The sequence below is a fragment of the Streptomyces sp. C36 genome (assembly GCF_040932295.1).
GTDB lineage: Bacteria > Actinomycetota > Actinomycetes > Streptomycetales > Streptomycetaceae > Streptomyces > Streptomyces triculaminicus.
This window is the reverse complement of the sequence record NZ_JBFQGI010000005.1, coordinates 407,854-424,887: the sequence shown is the minus strand read 5'-3', so window position 1 is coordinate 424,887 and position 17,034 is coordinate 407,854. Positions and strand designations below refer to the sequence as shown.

Here is a 17,034-nt window from a genome sequence, read left to right as displayed (position 1 = left end):
TGGTCGGGAGAGGGGGGCTCAGCCCTTGGTGAGGATGGAGCGGGCGAAGAACAGCAGGTTCGCGGGCTTCTCGGCCAGGCGGCGCATGAAGTAGCCGTACCAGTCGGTGCCGTACGCCGTGTAGACGCGCATCCGGTGGCCCTCGGCCGCCAGGCGGACGTGCTCGTCGCTGCGGATGCCGTACAGCATCTGGAACTCGTACTCGTCCAGTTTGCGCCCTGCCTGCCGGGCCAGGTCCTGGGTGATCGCGATCAGACGCGGGTCGTGCGATCCGATCATCGGATAGCCCAGGCCGCCCATGAGGATCTTGACGATCCGGACGAACGCCTTGTCGATCTCGGCCTTGTCCTGGTACGCGACGGAGGCGGGCTCCTTGTACGCACCCTTCACGATACGCACCCGGCTGCCGGCGGCGGCGAGGCGGCGGGCGTCGTCCTCGGTGCGGAAGAGGTACGCCTGGATGACGCAGCCGGTCTGCGGGAAGTCCTTCCGCAGCTCCTCGTGGATGGCGAACATCGAGTCGAGGGTGGTGTGGTCCTCGGCGTCCAGGGTGACCGTGGTGCCGATGGCGGCGGCGGCCTCGACGACGGGACGGACGTTGGCGAGCGCCAGCTCGTGGCCGCCCTCCAGCGCCTGGCCGAACATGGAGAGCTTGACCGACATCTCGGCCCGCTCGCCCAGGCCCAGCTCCTTGAGCCGACCGATCAGCTCGAGGTAGGCGTCGCGGGCGGCGTGGGACTGCTCGACCGTCGTGATGTCCTCGCCCACGACGTCCAGGGTCACCTCGAGGCCCTTGGCCGTGGCGTCCTCGACGATCGGGACGACCTCATCGACGGTCTCGCCCGCGATGAAGCGGTCGACGACCTGTTTGGTGCCCGGGGCGGCCGACACGAAACGACGCATGCGGTCGCTGCGAGACGCAGCGAGGATCACGGGACCCAGCACGGGGCACCTCCACGATGACGGCCGCTCCCACCTGGGGAGACGGCATAAGTAACTCATCGTGAAACGTAGAGTTCACGCCACCTCGCGGGCCATCGACAGCTGTCACGCATCGGTGGCCGGGATCTCAGACAAATGTATGACAATGAAGACCGGTGAATACCGAAGGGAGTGCGGGGCGGCATGCGTGGCGAGTATCAACAGCTGGTGGACGAGATCTCGGCGGCCCTCGGCGCTCCCGCGACCCTGGAGGACCGGGATTTCGGGCTGATCGCGTTCGGCGCCCACGGTGGCGACGACGACCTCGAGATGATGATGGACCCCGTCCGGACGCGCTCGATCCTGCAGCGCCGGTCGACGGCGGCGGTACGGGCGTGGTTCGAGGCGTTCGGCATCGCGCGGGCGCAGGCGCCGCTGCGGATCCCGCCGGACCCGGCGGCGGGAGTGTTCAAGGGCCGCATCTGCCTGCCCGTACGGCACCGGGGCGTGGTGCACGGCTATGTGTGGCTGCTGGACGACGGGCACCTGGCGGGGCTGGACCTGAAGGTGCCGTTCGCCGATCCCCGGCTCGCCCAGGCCATGGAGACCGCCGCGCGCATCGGCGCCCTGCTGGCGGCCGAGGCCCGGGCCGGGGCGGAGCTGGGCGAGCTGCTGCGGGACCTGCTGACGGCCCGGCCGGCCGGGCGCGAGGCGGCGCGCGGCGCCCTGCGGGAGGCCCTGGGGAGCGCGGCCGACGGGCCGCTGGCCGTGGTCGCCGTCGCGCCGTGGCGCGCGGCCGCGGACGGCGACGGGGACGACCAGGCGGGCCCGGACGGTACGGGCTCGGCGCTGGCCGCCCAGTCGGGGGTCGCCGCGATGTGCGCGGTGCCCGGCGTGCTCCCCGGCGGGTCGGCGGCGCTGGCCGCCCTCGTCCGGCTGCGGGCCACCAGCTCGCCCGCCCCGGCGCAGGCGGCCGCCGACCGGCTGCTGCGCTCGCCCCGCGCGGGTCGGGGCGACGCCGCGGCGGGGACCGCCGCGGCCGGGATCGGCACGCCCCGGCGGGGGCTGGCCGAGCTGCCGGACGCCTGGGCGGAGGGCCTGGCCGCCGCGCGGGCGGCGGTCGCGGACCGGAAACTGGGGCCGGTGGCCCAGTGGGCGGCGATCGGCCCGTACCGGGTGCTGACCGGTCTGCCGGCCGAGCACGCGGCCGACGAGGCCGTGCTGCCGCTCCTGGAGCCGGCCCACACCGAGCTGGCCCGGACGGCGGAGGTGTACCTCGACTGCGCGGGCCAGGCCGGCCGCACGGCGGCGGCGCTCGGCGTCCACCGGCAGACGCTCTACTACCGGCTGGGCCGGGTGGAGCAGCTCACCGGGCTCGATCTGGACGACGGCGAGGACCGTCTGCTGCTCCACATGACGCTCAAGGCGGCGCGCCTGCGCTCCCGGACGTAGGGCGCCGCCGCCGGGTCGGTGCCGGTCAGTCCTCGGCGATCGTGATCGCCTGGACGGGACAGCCGCGCGCCGCCTCCTTCACCATCGGCTCTCCCGCGCCGTCCTCCCTGCCGGGACGGACGCTGCCGTAGCCGTCGTCGTCCTGGTCGAAGACCGCGGGTGCGGTGAGGGCGCACATGCCGGATCCGATGCAGATGCCGGAATCGATGGTGACGCGCATGATCGTGCTCCGTTCTTCGGTCACCAGGTGACCGGGAGGGCGTAGAGACCTTGCAGGGTGCTGCCGGGTTTGACGATGCCGCCGGGGCCCACGACCAGCTCGTCGGGGGCCAGGGCCGGGCGGAGCGTCGGGATGCGGGTGATGAGGGTGGTGAGGGCGATCTCCATTTCCGCGCGGGCCAGGTTCTGGCCCAGACACTGGTGGACCCCGTAGCCGAAGGCCACGTGGTGGCGGGCGACACGCCGGACGTCGAGGGCGTCGGGGTGGTCGTAGACGGCGGCGTCACGGTTGATGACGGACGTGGGCAGGAGGACGCCGTCGCCCGCGCGGATGGTGTGGCCGGCGAGCTCGATGTCCTCGAGGGCGACGCGCACCATGCCGTCGGCGATGGACAGGAAGCGCAGCAGCTCCTCGACGGCGCCCGCCATCAGGGCGGGGTCGGCGCGCAAGGCGGCGAGCTGGTCGGGGTGTTCGAGGAGTGTGTAGGTACCGAGGGAGATCATGTTGGCGGTGGTCTCGTGGCCGGCGACAAGAAGGATGAGGGCCATCTGGACGAGTTCGTCGCGGTCGAGCCGGCCTTCGGCGAGTCGTTCGGTGATGAGCTCGTCGAGCAGTCCGCCGTCGGCGGTGGCCGTGCCGTGCTCCTTGGCGTCGACGAGCCGGTGGAGGTAGTCGGTCAGCTCTTCCCTCGGTGCCCGGAGCCCTTCGGCGGTCGGGGCGGTGAGCAGCGCGCGGGAGCGGCCTTCGAAGAAGTCGTGGTCCGCGTAGGGGACACCCAGCAGCCGGCAGATGACCATCGACGGCACGGGGAGGGCGAAGGCGGCGACGAGGTCGGCGCCGGACCCTTGTTCGAGCATGGCGTCGATGAGGCCGTCGACGACGGCCTGGATCGCCGGGCGCATGGCGGTGATGCGCTTGAGGCCGAACTGCGAGATGAGCATGCGGCGCTGCCGGGCGTGCTCGGGGTCGTCGACGCCGATGAGCGGGAACTCGAGCTCGGCCTGGGCCTCGGCGCGCGGCAGAAGGACGGGGAAGGAAGGATTCTTCCGGTCGGACGACAGACGGGGGTCCACCAGCAGCGCGCGGGCCTCGGCATGCCCGGTGACCGCCCAGACCTCGCGGCCGTCGTAGAGCGTCATCCGTCCCACCGGGCCGCGGGCGGCCAGCTCGGGGTACTGGGCGGGCGGGTCGTAGGGACAGGTGCGGTCCTGCGGAAAGACGGGGGCGGCAGGGGTGGTGGAGGGGGTGTCGGTCACGGCCATGTGAACCTCCCGGACGGACTGGTGTCCTTGGGCAACCAGTACAGCGAATTCATCCCGCTTACGTCCAGTACGCCCCCTCAACTCACCGCCGCGCAACCGTATTAGGGCGTGTCCGATGGCAGGGCCCGTGCCGACCCATCGGACACGCCCTAACCACCCTGGCCGTCCGCCGTCAGCACCGTACCCGCGAGCGCGCGGCGCATGCCCTCGACGACCTCCCCGCCGCTCGGCACGGACGACGGGTCGACGAGCCACTGCACCCACAGACCGATGAAGAGCGAGTGGTAGAGGGAACCGGCGGTCCGCGCGGCCTCCTCGCTCACCTCGGTGTCGGCCACGCCCTCGAAGAGGGCGACGAGCCCCTCCCGGCCGGCGGGCATGACCTCGGCGAACCTCTTCTTGAGCTCGGGGTGCTTGTCCAGCTGTCCCATCACCTCCAGCTGGGCCTGCCAGAACGGGCGATTGACGGAGAAGCCCTCGATCACGGCGTCGACGACGGAGGCCACCCGCTCCCCGGGGTCGGCGCCCGCGGCACCGGCGGCCAGGCTGCGGCCCATCTCGTCGCCCCACTCCTCGGTCATCCTCATGAACGCCTCCAGCATCAGGGCGTCCTTGGAGCCGTAGTGGTAGCCGATCGAGGCGAGGTTGGCGCCGGAGGCGGCGACGATGTCGCGCGCGGTCGTGCCGACCCAGCCCTTCTCCAGCAGGCAGCGCTTGGCGCCCTCGAGCAGATCTTCGCGGTGTCCCATGCGGGCACCCTAACCCTGCGCCGTACAACCGTCCATGACAGGCGTCTTATACAAGCGTCATAGACAAGCGTTTAATACATACGTATAGTCGTGGCCATGACGAACTCCGGCGCACCTCTCGCCGGGCGCAGGGAGTGGACGGCCTTCGTCGTCCTCCTGCTGCCCCTCCTCCTGGTCTCGATGGACGTGTCCGTGCTCTTCTACGCGGTCCCCGTCATCAGCGAATCGCTCGACGTCACCGCCACCGAGCAGCTGTGGATCTTCGACGTCTACGCCTTCGCCCTGGCCGGACTGCTGATCACGATGGGCTCGCTCGGCGACCGCATCGGCCGCCGCAAGCTGCTGCTCCTCGGCGCCGCGGCCTTCGGCACCGCCTCGGTGGCGGCCGCCTACGCCGACAGCGCCGGCATGCTCATCGCCGCCCGCGCGGTCCTCGGCATCGGGGGCGCGACCCTGATGCCCTCCACGATGGCGCTGGTGCGCACCCTGTTCCGCGACGACAAGCAGCGCAGCACGGCGATCGGCATCTGGTCCGGCGCCATGGCGGGCGGCATCGCGCTCGGATCGGTGGTCGGCGGCGTCCTGCTCGAGCACTTCTGGTGGGGCTCGGTGTTCCTGATCAACGTGCCCGCGATGCTGCTCCTGCTCGTCCTCGCCCCCGTGCTCGTACCGGAGTCCAAGGACCCGCGGCCCGGCCGCTTCGACCTGCTGAGCGTGCCGCTGTCCATGGGGGCCGTGCTCCCGGTGATCTACGGCCTGAAGCAGATCGCGGCCGACGGCTTCAGCGTGCCGATGGGCGCGTGCGTCGCGGCGGGCCTGCTGGCCGGCTACGCCTTCGTCCGCCGGCAGCGGACCGTCCGGCACGCGATGATCAGCCGCGAGCTGTTCCGCCACCGCGCCTACGGACTGGGCGTCGCCTTCAACACCCTCGCCTCCGTCGGCATGATGGGATCCGCCTACTTCACCACCCAGTACCTGCAGAGCGTCCTCGGCATGGGCCCGCTGGAGGCCGCCCTATGGGGGCTCGTCCCCTCGCTCGCGGTGAGCGTCGTCGCCCCGTTCGCCACCACCGTCGCCCGGAAGGCCGACAAGGCCCGCGTCATCGCCTGCGGCTTCCTCGCCGGCGCCGCCGGGTACGGCGTGCTGGCCCTGTCGGACACCGACTCCCTGGCCACCGCCCTGACCGGCGCCGCCCTCATCGCCTGCGGCATCGTCGCCGTCATGGCCCCGGCCGCGGACATGGCGCTGGCCACCGCCCCGCCGGAGAAGGCCGGTTCGGCCGCCGCCCTGATGGAGACCGGCCAGGAGTTCGGCAACGCCCTCGGGATGGCCGTCTTCGGCTCCCTCGGCACCGCCGTCTACCGGCGCGACGTGACCGACGCGCTGCCGGCGGACCTCCCCCACGACGCCGTGAGCGCGGTGCGCGAGACGCTGGGCGGCGCCGCGGGGGTCGCCGCCCGGCTGCCGGAGGCGGCGGGCGCGAACGTCCTGACCGCGGCCCGCGAGGCCTTCACCCACGGCATGGTCGTCGCCTCCGTCGGCGGCGCGGCCCTCCTGGTCCTGGCCGCCGCCCTGGCCCTGGCCTCCGGCCGGCGCGCCCGCACCCCGGACACCGCCGCCGCCGAACCGGCCGCCACGGCGGTTCCCGTCCGGAACTGACCCCGCGTCACCGCCAGGCGCGCCCCCGTCCCTCCGGGCGGGGGCGCGGCCGTGCTCCCGCCCGCGCCACGACCGGCTCCAGGCCGTCGAGCAGCCGGGCCAGCCCGAACGCGAACACCGCCTCCGGGCTCGGCTCGTCACCGGGGCCGCCGACCGCGTCCTCCAGGTTCACGGCCGCATTCACGGCGAGACCGCGCACGAAGGACGACCACATGACCGCGATGTGCGCCAACACCGCCGAGTCGAGGCCCAGTTCACGCAGCGGCTCCATCGCCCACCGCGCGTGGGCGTCGGCCCGGGCCGGCGAGGCCGTCGTGGCGAGCCAGCGGTGACGGCGATAGAGCCCCCACCTCATCCGCGCGGCCGCCTCCAGCCGCCCGCGCCAGTGGGCCGGAGCGCGCGCCGGGAGCTCGACGTCGCCGAAGACGGCGTCGGCCATCAGGGCGACCAGCTCGTCCTTGCCGGGTACGTGCCGGTACAGCACCACCGTGGAGACGCCGAGTTCGGCCGCGAGAGCGCGCATGGACAGCGCGCCCGATCCGTACGCGTCGGCGATGGCGACGGCCGTACGCACCACGCCCTCCCGCGACAGCGCGGGCTCCCCCGCGCGCCGCCGGACGCGCCGTCGCGCCGTGCGTAAGTCCGGCTCCGGTTCGGGGCCCGCGCCGGGCGCGCGGACGACCGTACCCACCCCGGGCACCGCCCGCACCAGCCCCTCCTGCCGCAGGACCTCCAGCACCTTGGCGGCGGTGGCCGTCGCCACCCCCCACTCCCGCGCGATCCCCCGCGTGGACGGCACCTTCTCCCCCGCCCCCACCTCACCGGACGCGATGCGCTCACGGAGCTCGGCCGCGATCCGGCGGTAGGGCGGATCCGTCGGCTGTCCCCATGCGCCCATGACGGAAGAGTACGACCGGGCGGGGCGCGTGGCCCCGCCCACAGAACAGGACGATCGGTCGGGTACGTTCGGTGACGATCCATCACCTACCGCGAAGGGCGGAAGACGCCATGAAGGCGATCCGCAGTTACGTCACAGCGGCCACAGGGGCCGCACTCGTACTGAGCCTTACGGCCTGCGGCGGCACGGACGAGGGCGGCGAGCGCACCCCGCATGCCGCGCTGAAGGCCGCGGCGCTCAAGACCACGCAGCAGAACTCGTACCGGACGAAGCGCTCGACGGAGGGCTCCGGACAGGAGCCGAGCTCCCGCGAGGAGCTCGCCTTCCAGCGGAAGCCCGAGCTCAACGAGGTGAAGCACTGGAACAGATCCGGGCCCGCCAGCGCGAGCCGGACCTTACGCACCTCGGACGCCTTCTACGTCATGGAGAAGGCTGATGTCCCGGGCGACAAGTGGGTGAAGATGGACAACGACCCGCCGGCCGGCGCCCGGCACCCCGTCGACCCGGAGATCAAGAAGCGGTCCGAGGGCTATCTGCCGAACATGATCGGATCCCTCGCGACGGCCAAGAACCTCGAAAAGGCCGGCGAGGAGACCGTGAACGGGCGCCCCACCACCCACTTCAAGGGCACGGTCGTCCCCCTGGAGATGGAGGAGTACAAGGGCGACGTCCTGAGCGAGGCCGTGCGCGACCACTTCGCGAGCGACCGCAAGACGGCCCACCATGTGAAGGCCGAGATCGACCTGTGGATCGGCGAGGACGACCTCGTCGTCAAGGCCCAGGAGGTCGCGCAGACCTCCAGCGGCGAGATCCGCACGGTCGAGGAGTACTCGGGCTACGGCGCCGACCCGAAGATCACGATCCCCCGGGGCGATGACGTCGTCCCCTTCGTCCCGTCGACGCGCTAGCCCGCCGGCCGGCACGGGGCCGACGACGACTGAGGACCGTACGCCGCATGAACGCCGCCGGGCCCGGCCGCGTCCCCTTGGGGTGCGGCCGGGCCCGGTGGTGTCGTGGTGGGGGTCAGTCCGTGAGGTTCACCGCGCGGGCCGAGGCCGCGCCGATCTCCTCGGCGATCTCGGTGAGCACCGGTGCCGGGACCGACTCGTCGACGGTGAGGGCCACCAGGGCCTCGCCGCCCTCCAACGTGCGGGAGACCTGCATGCCCGCGATGTTGATGCTCGCCTCGCCGAGGAGGCGGCCCAGGGTGCCGACGACGCCGGGGCGGTCGGCGTAGCGGAAGAAGGCCATGTGGTCGGCGAGCGCCAGGTCGACGTCGTGGTCGCCGACGGCGACGATCTTCTGCAGGTTCTTGGGGCCGGCCAGCGTGCCGGAGACGGAGACCTCGGCGCCGCCGGAGAGGGTGCCGCGCACGGTGACCACGTTGCGGTGGTCGGGGGACTCCGAGCCGGTGGTGAGGCGGACCTCGACGCCGCGCTCCTGGGCGAACAGCGGGGCGTTCACGTAGGACACCGTCTCGTCGACGACGTCCTCGAACACGCCCTTGAGCGCGGAGAGTTCGAGCACCTTCACGTCGTGCTGGGTGAGCTCGCCGTAGACCTCGACGTCGAGCCGGACCGCGACCTCGCCCGCGAGCGCGGTGAAGATGCGGCCGAGCTTCTCCGCCAGCGGCAGCGCGGGCTTGACGTCCTCGGCGATCACGCCGCCCTGGACGTTGACCGCGTCCGGCACCAGCTCGCCCGCGAGCGCCAGCCGTACGGACTTGGCGACCGCGATGCCCGCCTTCTCCTGGGCCTCGCCCGTGGAGGCGCCCAGGTGCGGGGTGGCGACCACGTTGTCGAACTCGAAGAGCGGGGAGTCGGTGCACGGCTCGGAGGCGTAGACGTCCAGGCCGGCGCCCGCGACGCGGCCCTCCTTGAGCGCGTCGGCCAGGGCCGCCTCGTCGACGATGCCGCCGCGGGCGGCGTTGACGATGCGGACCGAGGGCTTGACCTTGCGCAGCGCCTCGTCGCCGATGAGGCCGAGCGTCTCGGGGGTCTTGGGCAGGTGGACGGTGATGAAGTCCGCGGCCTCGAGCAGTTCGTCGAGGGCGACCAGCTTGACGCCCATCTGCGCGGCGCGCGCGGGCTGGACGTACGGGTCGTAGGCGACGATCTTCATGCCGAACGCCGCCATGCGCTGGGCGACCAGCACGCCGATCCGGCCGAGGCCCACCACGCCGAGGGTCTTCTCGGACAGCTCGACGCCCGTGTACTTCGACCGCTTCCACTCGCCGTTCTTCAGGGCGGAGTTGGCCTGCGGGATGTTGCGGGCGGTGGCGATCAGCAGGCCGCAGGCGAGCTCGGCGGCGGTGATGATGTTGGAGGTCGGGGCGTTGACGACCATGACGCCGGCCTTGGTGGCGGCGGAGACGTCGACGTTGTCCAGGCCGACGCCCGCGCGGGCGACGACCCGCAGCCGCTTGGCGGCCGCGATGGCCTCGGCGTCGATCCGGGTGGCCGAACGGACCAGGATCGCGTCGGCGTCGACGACGGCGGGCAGCAGCGCGGCGCGGTCGGCGCCGTTGCAGTGCCGGATCTCGAAGTCCGGGCCCAGCGCGTCGACGGTGGCGGGCGAGAGCTCTTCGGCGATGAGTACGACGGGCTTGCGCGACGAAGCAATGCTCACAGGGTCTCAGTCCTCACTAGTCCAGTGGGGCCCCGCCCGTGCCGGTGAGGCCACGGGGAGGACGGCCGTCCCGACGGCCGAAGGCGGTGAAGGGGGCAGCCGCGTGGAAGACGCACGACGCTGTGAGCCTGACGCGTTGTGCTGCGCAGTGTATCGGTGGACACGGCCCCGGCCTGTGCCGATGCCCAAACGTCACCCGGCGGTGGCCGGACACGCCGGACATAAGGGCGGACACGGCGGCGGACGCGGCGGAACGGCGCCGGGCCGGGGCCTTCGCCCCGGCCCGGTGCCGTTCGTTCGTCCGGCCGAATGCCGCGGGCGGACTACTCCTTGTCGTCGACCCAGCTCATCAGCTTGCGCAGCTTCTTGCCGGTGGTCTCCAGGAGGTGGTCCTCGTCGGCCTTCTTGTACTCGTTGTACTGCGGCAGGCCGGCCTGGTACTCCTTCATCCAGTTGTTGGCGAAGGTGCCGTCCTGGATCTCGCCCAGGACCTTCTTCATCTCGGCCTTGGTGGCGTCCGTGACGATCCGCGGGCCGGTGACGTAGTCGCCCCACTCGGCGGTCTCGGAGACCGACCAGCGCATCTTCTCCAGGCCGCCCTCGTACATCAGGTCCACGATCAGCTTCAGCTCGTGGAGGCACTCGAAGTACGCGATCTCCGGCTGGTAGCCGGCCTCGACCAGGGTCTCGAAGCCCGCCTTGACCAGCGCGGAGGCGCCGCCGCACAGCACGGCCTGCTCGCCGAAGAGGTCGGTCTCGGTCTCCTCGGTGAAGGTGGTCTTGATGACGCCGGCGCGGGTGCCGCCGATCGCCTTGGCGTACGAGAGCGCCAGCGCGAACGCGGAGCCGGAGGCGTCCTGCTCGACGGCCACGATGCACGGAACGCCGCGGCCCTCCTCGTACTGACGGCGCACCAGGTGGCCCGGGCCCTTGGGGGCGACCATGCAGACGTCCACGCCGGCCGGGGGCTTGATGAAGCCGAAGCGGATGTTGAAGCCGTGACCGAAGAACAGCGCGTCGCCGTCCTTGAGGTTGTCCTTGACGGACTCCTCGTAGACCTTGGCCTGGATCGGGTCCGGAACCAGGATCATGATGACGTCGGCCTCGGCCGCGGCCTCGGCGGGGGTGACCACGCGCAGGCCCTGCTCCTCGGCCTTCTGCTTCGACTTGGAGCCCTCGTGCAGGCCCACGCGGACGTCGACGCCCGAGTCGCGCAGCGACAGCGCGTGGGCGTGGCCCTGGCTGCCGTAACCGAGGACCGCGACCTTGCGGCCCTGGATGATGGACAGGTCGGCGTCGTTGTCGTAGAAGAGCTCGGCAGCCACGTGGAATTTCTCCTTGTTTCCGGTGTGTCCGGTGGTACGCCCCACCGTATGACGGGCGGGCGGGGGGAAGGGGTAGGGGGATCGGGGTGCGACGGGCGGCGGCCCGGTCAGGCCGAGCGGTCCAGGGCGCGCAGGCTGCGGTCGGTGATCGAGCGGGCGCCTCGTCCTATGGCGATCGTGCCGGACTGGACCAGCTCCTTGATGCCGAACGGCTCCAGCATCTTGAGCATCGCGCCCAGCTTGTCGCTGCCGCCGGTCGCCTCGATGGTGACGGCCTCCGGGGAGACGTCGACGGTCTTGGCGCGGAAGAGCTGGACGATCTCGACGATCTGGGAGCGGGTCTCGTTGTCGGCGCGGACCTTCACCAGGACGAGCTCGCGCTGGATGGCCGCGCTGTCCTCCAGCTCGACGATCTTCAGCACGTTGACGAGCTTGTTGAGCTGCTTGGTGACCTGTTCCAGGGGCAGCGACTCGACGTTGACGACGATCGTGATCCGGGAGATGTCGGGGTGCTCGGTCACCCCGACGGCCAGCGAGTCGATGTTGAATCCTCGGCGGGAGAACAGCGCGGCGACTCTGGCGAGGATGCCGGGGGTGTTCTCCACCAGGACGGAGAGCGTGTGCTTGGTCATGATCGGTCTCTCGGCTTTCTCGTCGCGGCGGGTCAGTCGTCGTCGATGCCGTCGAAGTCCGGCCGGACGCCGCGCGCCGCCAGGATCTCGTCGTTGGAGGTGCCGGCGGCGACCATCGGCCAGACCATGGCGTCCTGGTGGACGATGAAGTCGACCACGACCGGGCGGTCGTTGATGGCGTTGGCCCGCTCGATCACGGCGTCGAGCTCGGCGGGGTCCTCGCAGCGCAGCCCCACGCAGCCCATGGCCTCGGCGAGCTTGACGAAGTCGGGCACCCGGGTGCCGCCGGCGGGCTCCTGGCCGGGGCCGGTGGCGGTGCCGCCGTTGGAGACGCCGTCACCGGTGTGCAGCACGGTGTTGGAGTAGCGCTGGTTGTAGAAGAGGGTCTGCCACTGGCGGACCATGCCCAGGGCGCCGTTGTTGATGATGGCGACCTTGACGGGGATGTTGTTCAGCGCGCAGGTGACCAGTTCCTGATTGGTCATCTGGAAGCAGCCGTCGCCGTCGATGGCCCAGACCGTACGGTCCGGCATGCCGGCCTTGGCGCCCATCGCGGCGGGCACCGCGTAGCCCATCGTCCCGGCGCCGCCGGAGTTGAGCCAGGTCCGCGGCTGCTCGTAGTCGATGAAGTGGGCGGCCCACATCTGGTGCTGGCCGACGCCCGAGGTGTAGATGGTGTTCGCGGGGGCGAGCTGACCGATGCGCTGGATGACCTGCTGCGGGGAGAGGCTGCCGTCCTCGGGCTGGTCGTAGCCCAGGGGGTAGGTGGTGCGCCAGCGGTCGAGGTCGGTCCACCAGGTCGCGTAGCGGGTGCGGGCGGCCTCGCCCGCCCGGCCCTCGGCCTGCTCCGCCTGGACGGCGACGATCAGGTCGGCGATGACCTCGCGGGCGTCGCCCACGATCGGCACGTCGGCGACGCGGTTCTTGCCGATCTCCGCCGGGTCGATGTCGGCGTGGACGATCTTGGCGTACGGGGCGAAGGAGTCCAGCTTGCCGGTGACGCGGTCGTCGAAGCGCGCGCCGAGGGCGACGATCAGGTCGGCCTTCTGCAGCGCGGTGACGGCGGCGACCGAGCCGTGCATGCCGGGCATGCCCAGGTGCTGGGGGTGGCTGTCGGGCAGCGAGCCCAGCGCCATCAGGGTGGTGGTGACGGGGGCGCCGGTCAGCTCGGCGAAGACCTTCAGCTCGGCGGTGGCCCTGGCCTTCATCACGCCGCCGCCGACGTAGAGCACCGGGCGCTCGGCCTGGGCGATCAGCTTGGCGGCCTCGCGGATCTGCTTGGCGTGCGGCTTGGTGACCGGCCGGTAGCCGGGCAGGTCGGTGTGCGGCGGCCAGACGAAGGTGGTCCGGGCCTGCAGGGCGTCCTTGGCGATGTCGACGAGCACCGGGCCGGGGCGGCCGGTGGAGGCGACGTGGAAGGCCTCGGCGATCGTCCGCGGGATCTCGGCGGGGTCGGTGACCAGCCAGTTGTGCTTGGTGATCGGCATGGTGATGCCACAGATGTCCGCCTCCTGGAAGGCGTCCGTGCCGATCGACTTGGAGGAGACCTGCCCGGTGATGGCGACCAGCGGGACGGAGTCCATGTGGGCGTCGGCGATGGGGGTGACCAGGTTGGTGGCGCCCGGCCCGGAGGTGGCCATGCAGACGCCGACCCGGCCGGTCGCCTGGGCGTAGCCGGTGGCCGCGTGGCCGGCGCCCTGCTCGTGGCGGACGAGGACGTGGCGGACCTTCGAGGAGTCCATCATCGGGTCGTAGGCGGGGAGGATCGCGCCGCCGGGGATGCCGAAGACGATGTCGGCACCCACCTCCTCGAGCGAGCGGATGAGGGACTGCGCACCCGTGACGTGCTCGACGGTGGCGGGCTGCTGGTGCGCCGCGCCGCTGCGGGGCCGCGGCTGCGGATGATGGGCCCCGGTGGCCTGCTCTGTCATCGACATTCTCTTCTCGAAGGCTTCGGATTCGACGGTTCGGCAGAAGGTTCGGCAAACAAAAAACCCCTCGTGCCGTAAGGCAAGCGAGGGGAGCGCGTCGGGGTGGTCAGCAGGGGCTTCATGAGCGGCCTGCTTCAGCCGACGCGCTTTCCAAGTACGAGAATTCGGGTGCGCATGGGATCGACCCTCCCTCCGGCACACCTGAAGTGTCAAGTGGGTGGGACGGGCGTCTCATTATTTGAGCGCAATGGAGCATGGGCGAGCGCTCCGGCACCGCCCACGGCCCCGGATCGTACGGGCAGCGCACCCCCTACGAGCACCTCGTTTCCGCCGTTCGGGGGATCGCCCGGAAGTGCGTACGGACCGCATTCGAGGGCGTGCCGCAGCCGGTGCTCGTCGAGGGCTCCGGCGAAGGCCGCGCCCTGCCCATGGGTGCAGCCCATGGCCCGCAGGGCGAGGGCCTGCTCGGGGACGTCCACGCCGTCGGCCACGGACTGCATGCCGAGATCCCCGGCGATCCGCAGCAGCCCCGCCGTGATCTTGTGCAGGCGGGGGGACTCGACGACGCCGTCGACCAGGCCGCGGTCGAGCTTGAGGACGTCGATGGGCAGCCGGCGCAGGGCGCTCATGGCGGCGTAGCCGCTGCCGAAGCCGTCGAGCGCGATGCGCACCCCGAAGCGCCGCAGCGAGGCCAGGCGTCGCTCCAGCTCGTCCAGCGGGACGCGCGGGTCGCTGCCGGACAGCTCCAGGACGAGCGATCCGGCGGGCAGGGCGTGGCGCAGGACGATCGCCTCGATGTCCTTGGGCGGCAGCGACTTGTCGAGCAGCCGGGCGGCGGGCAGCCGTACGTACACGGGCACGGCGTGGCCCGCGCGGCGGCGCCGGCCGGCCTGCTCGGCGGCCTTCTCCAGCGTCCAGCGGCCGAGCTCGGCGGTGCGGGCGCTCTCGTCGCCGCGGTCCATCTCGGCCACCCGCAGGAACTCGTCCGGGGTGAAGAGGATGCCCTGGGCCGAGCGCCACCGGGCCTGCGCGGAGACGGCGGTGATGCCGCCGGTGGCCAGCTCGACGACCGGCTGGTGCAGCAGCGCGAACTCGCCGTCGTGCAGGGCGGTGCGCAGCCGGGTGGCCAGCTCCGCGCGGCGTACGACGTCGGCCTGCATCTGGGGTGCGTAGAGCTCCACGCGGCCCTTTCCGGCCTGCTTGGCGCGGTACATCGCGAGGTCGGCGTTGCGCATGAGGGTGCCGGGGGTGATGCCGGGCTCGGCGAAGGCGACGCCGATGCTGGCGGCGACGCGGACCTCCGTGCCGCCCTCGACGAGGTAGGGCTGGGAGAGGGTGAGCCGGAGCCGGTCGGCGATCTCCAGGATGCGGTACTCGCGGGCGGCGGCGTCGCGGGTGCCGTCGCCGATGATGAGCGCGGCGAACTCGTCGCCCCCGAAGCGGGCGGTGGAGTCCCCGGCCCGTACCGAGTCCTGGAGCCGGCGGGCGGCCTGCACCAGGAGTTCGTCGCCGGCCTGGTGGCCGACGGTGTCGTTGACGGCCTTGAAGCCGTCGAGGTCGATGAAGAGCACGGCGGTGCCGGCGTCGGTGACTCTGCGGCCGGCGAGGGCCTGCTCGACGCGCCGGGTGAACAGGGCGCGGTTGGGCAGGTCGGTGAGCGTGTCGTGCTCGGCGGTGTGCTGCAACTGCGCCTGGAGGCGGACCCGTTCGGTGACGTCGCGACTGTTGAAGATCAGCCCGCCGTGGTGGCGGTTGACGGTGGACTCGACGTTGAGCCAGTCGCCGCCGCCGGAGCGGAAGCGGCACTCGATGCGGGTGGTGGGCTCCTCGGCGGGCGGGGCCGCGAGGAAGCGGCGCACCTCGTGCACGACGCGGCCCAGGTCCTCGGGGTGGATCAGCGAGGCGAGCTCGGAGCCGACGAGCTCCTCGGCGTCACGGCCGTAGACCCCGGCGGCGGCGGGGCTGACGTAGCGCAGTATCCCGGTGGGCGCGGCGATCATGATGACATCGCTGGAGCCCTGCACCAGGGAGCGGAAGTGGTTCTCCTTCTGGGCCAGCTCCTGGGTGAGGGAGATGTTGTCGAGCAGCATGATGCCCTGGCGGACGACGAGCGCCAGGACGACCGTGCAGCCGGTGAAGAGCACGACGCGGTCGACGCGGTGGCCGTCGAGGACGTTGTACAGGATGCCCAGGGTGCAGACGGCGGCGGCGAGGTAGGGGGTGAGGGCGGCGAGCGAGCCGGCGATGGGCCGGCTGGAGGCCGGCAGGGGCCGCGGGCGCCTGCCGGGGGTCTCCTCGCCCTCCTCGCGGGCCACCCAGGGCGCGTACGCCATGAGCAGGTAGCCCGCGAACCAGCCGGCGTCGAGGATCTGGCCGGAGCGGTAGTGGTCACGCAGCAGCGGTGAGGTGAACAGCGCGTCGCACAGGACGGTCAGGGCCAGGGCGGCGATGGCGGTGTTGATGGCGGAGCGATTGGCCGAGGAGCGCCTGAAGTGCAGCGCCAGCACCATGGACACCAGCACGATGTCCAGCAGCGGATAGGCGAGGGAGAGCGCGGCGTGGGCGACGGTCTCGCCCGCGAAGTGCGCGGTGTGGGCGAGGGCCAGGCTCCAGGAGAGCGTCAGCAGCGAGCCGCCGATGAGCCAGGAGTCGAGCCCCAGGCAGACCCAGCCGGCCCGGGTCACCGGGCGGCGGGCCAGGACCAGCAGGCCGATGATGGCGGGCGGCGCGAAGAGCAGGAAGCAGAAGTCGGCCGGGGAGGGGCTCGGCACGGGCCGGTTCAGCACGACCTCGTACCAGCCCCAGACGGCGTTGCCGAAGCCGGCCATCGCGGAGGAGGCGGCGAACAGCAGCCAGGCGGGCCGGAAGCGGGTGCTGCGGGTGTGCCCGTACCAGAAGCAGGAGACGGCGGCGAGGCCGGCGGCGCCGCTCAGGCCGAAGTCGCCCATGGTGGTGGCGAGCTCGGCCGAGCCCCAGCCGAAGGCGGCGCCCGTGGCGTAGCCGCCGCAGATCACGGCGAGGAGGAGCTGGGAGAGCACGCCCGGCCCTCCGGCGGGGGCGGGCCGGCGGGCCAGCGCCGCTCCGGGGGCGCTCACCGCGCCGCCGTCCGGGGCAGACCGAGCCATGGGAGCCACAGGACCGGGGTCGCCGTGCCGTGCGGTCGTGGTCCGCGCCTGAGCCGCGTCGGGTAGATCGTCCATTGGCCGTGCATCGCCCGTCGCCCCCCTCGAGTGCCGGTACATCGCTGCGTCCGTACGGTGCGCGGCGCAGCCCCCGTCGGGACGATACACCAGACTCGTCACTCAGGGACATAGCTCATATACATAGCGTAACTAGCTACCGGATTACGGATACGGA

The 17,034-nt window shown here is 72.0% G+C and carries 13 protein-coding genes; 3 read left to right on the top strand and 10 right to left on the bottom strand.

The features are described 5' to 3' along the window. Window positions 1-18 precede the first annotated feature (18 nt). Window positions 19-945: a proline dehydrogenase family protein gene (locus AB4K12_RS18265; RefSeq protein ID WP_362250413.1), complete on the bottom strand. Its 927-nt coding sequence runs from the start codon at window positions 943-945 to the stop codon at window positions 19-21. Window positions 946-1,125: 180 nt separating this feature from the next. Between AB4K12_RS18265 and AB4K12_RS18260 the strand changes: the two genes are divergently transcribed. Then, entirely contained in the window at window positions 1,126-2,373 is a 1,248-nt protein-coding gene (locus AB4K12_RS18260; RefSeq protein ID WP_368435159.1) for a PucR family transcriptional regulator, read from the top strand. A gap of 25 nt (window positions 2,374-2,398) precedes the next feature. Here AB4K12_RS18260 and AB4K12_RS18255 read toward each other — a convergent pair whose 3' ends face one another. From AB4K12_RS18255 to AB4K12_RS18245, 3 genes are all read right to left on the bottom strand, one after another. Then, complete coding sequence (locus tag AB4K12_RS18255) at window positions 2,399-2,593, bottom strand: ferredoxin (RefSeq protein WP_368435158.1); 195 nt, start codon at window positions 2,591-2,593, stop codon at window positions 2,399-2,401. Between the two features lie 20 nt (window positions 2,594-2,613). After that, the gene (locus AB4K12_RS18250; protein ID WP_368435157.1) at window positions 2,614-3,855 is read right to left on the bottom strand and encodes a cytochrome P450; all 1,242 of its coding nucleotides are present in this window, start codon (window positions 3,853-3,855) and stop codon (window positions 2,614-2,616) included. A gap of 149 nt (window positions 3,856-4,004) precedes the next feature. Next, window positions 4,005-4,604, bottom strand: a complete 600-nt coding sequence (locus tag AB4K12_RS18245) for a TetR/AcrR family transcriptional regulator (RefSeq protein WP_368435156.1) — start codon at window positions 4,602-4,604, stop codon at window positions 4,005-4,007. Between the two features lie 96 nt (window positions 4,605-4,700). Here AB4K12_RS18245 and AB4K12_RS18240 point away from each other — a divergent pair, with 96 nt between their 5' ends. Continuing rightward, window positions 4,701-6,263 (top strand): MFS transporter, encoded by a 1,563-nt coding sequence (locus AB4K12_RS18240; RefSeq protein ID WP_368435155.1) that lies wholly within the window; start codon window positions 4,701-4,703, stop codon window positions 6,261-6,263. 7 nt (window positions 6,264-6,270) lie between these two features. On the opposite strand, the gene AB4K12_RS18235 is transcribed toward AB4K12_RS18240, so the two are convergent. Continuing rightward, on the bottom strand, window positions 6,271-7,161 hold the full coding sequence (locus AB4K12_RS18235) for a GntR family transcriptional regulator (RefSeq protein WP_368435154.1): 891 nt from the start codon (window positions 7,159-7,161) through the stop codon (window positions 6,271-6,273). A gap of 110 nt (window positions 7,162-7,271) precedes the next feature. Here AB4K12_RS18235 and AB4K12_RS18230 point away from each other — a divergent pair, with 110 nt between their 5' ends. Further along, a complete protein-coding gene (locus AB4K12_RS18230; RefSeq protein ID WP_368435153.1) occupies window positions 7,272-8,069 on the top strand; it encodes a hypothetical protein in 798 nt (265 codons plus the stop codon). A 115-nt stretch (window positions 8,070-8,184) separates the two neighbouring features. Here the strand turns inward: AB4K12_RS18230 and serA are convergent, their stop codons facing one another. The 5 genes from serA to AB4K12_RS18205 form a co-directional block, all read right to left on the bottom strand. Next, on the bottom strand, window positions 8,185-9,789 hold the full coding sequence (gene serA, locus AB4K12_RS18225) for a phosphoglycerate dehydrogenase (protein WP_362250435.1): 1,605 nt from the start codon (window positions 9,787-9,789) through the stop codon (window positions 8,185-8,187). A gap of 323 nt (window positions 9,790-10,112) precedes the next feature. Then, entirely contained in the window at window positions 10,113-11,114 is a 1,002-nt protein-coding gene (ilvC, locus tag AB4K12_RS18220; protein WP_086571419.1) for a ketol-acid reductoisomerase, read from the bottom strand. A 107-nt stretch (window positions 11,115-11,221) separates the two neighbouring features. Further along, a complete protein-coding gene (gene ilvN / locus AB4K12_RS18215) occupies window positions 11,222-11,746 on the bottom strand; it encodes an acetolactate synthase small subunit (protein ID WP_189451234.1) in 525 nt (174 codons plus the stop codon). 32 nt (window positions 11,747-11,778) lie between these two features. Continuing rightward, window positions 11,779-13,683, bottom strand: a complete 1,905-nt coding sequence (locus AB4K12_RS18210; protein WP_368435152.1) for an acetolactate synthase large subunit — start codon at window positions 13,681-13,683, stop codon at window positions 11,779-11,781. Between the two features lie 203 nt (window positions 13,684-13,886). Further along, window positions 13,887-16,772, bottom strand: a complete 2,886-nt coding sequence (locus AB4K12_RS18205; RefSeq protein ID WP_368435290.1) for a putative bifunctional diguanylate cyclase/phosphodiesterase — start codon at window positions 16,770-16,772, stop codon at window positions 13,887-13,889. Window positions 16,773-17,034 lie beyond the last annotated feature (262 nt).

Coding starts and splice junctions, on each gene's coding strand:
- AB4K12_RS18260 (WP_368435159.1), top strand. CDS start 1,126: ATGCGTGGCGAGTATCAACAGCTGGTGGACGAGATCTCGGCGGCCCTC.
- AB4K12_RS18255 (WP_368435158.1), bottom strand. CDS start 2,593: ATGCGCGTCACCATCGATTCCGGCATCTGCATCGGATCCGGCATGTGC.
- AB4K12_RS18250 (WP_368435157.1), bottom strand. CDS start 3,855: ATGGCCGTGACCGACACCCCCTCCACCACCCCTGCCGCCCCCGTCTTT.
- AB4K12_RS18245 (WP_368435156.1), bottom strand. CDS start 4,604: ATGGGACACCGCGAAGATCTGCTCGAGGGCGCCAAGCGCTGCCTGCTG.
- AB4K12_RS18240 (WP_368435155.1), top strand. CDS start 4,701: ATGACGAACTCCGGCGCACCTCTCGCCGGGCGCAGGGAGTGGACGGCC.
- AB4K12_RS18235 (WP_368435154.1), bottom strand. CDS start 7,161: ATGGGCGCATGGGGACAGCCGACGGATCCGCCCTACCGCCGGATCGCG.
- AB4K12_RS18230 (WP_368435153.1), top strand. CDS start 7,272: ATGAAGGCGATCCGCAGTTACGTCACAGCGGCCACAGGGGCCGCACTC.
- ilvN (WP_189451234.1), bottom strand. CDS start 11,746: ATGACCAAGCACACGCTCTCCGTCCTGGTGGAGAACACCCCCGGCATC.
- AB4K12_RS18210 (WP_368435152.1), bottom strand. CDS start 13,683: ATGTCGATGACAGAGCAGGCCACCGGGGCCCATCATCCGCAGCCGCGG.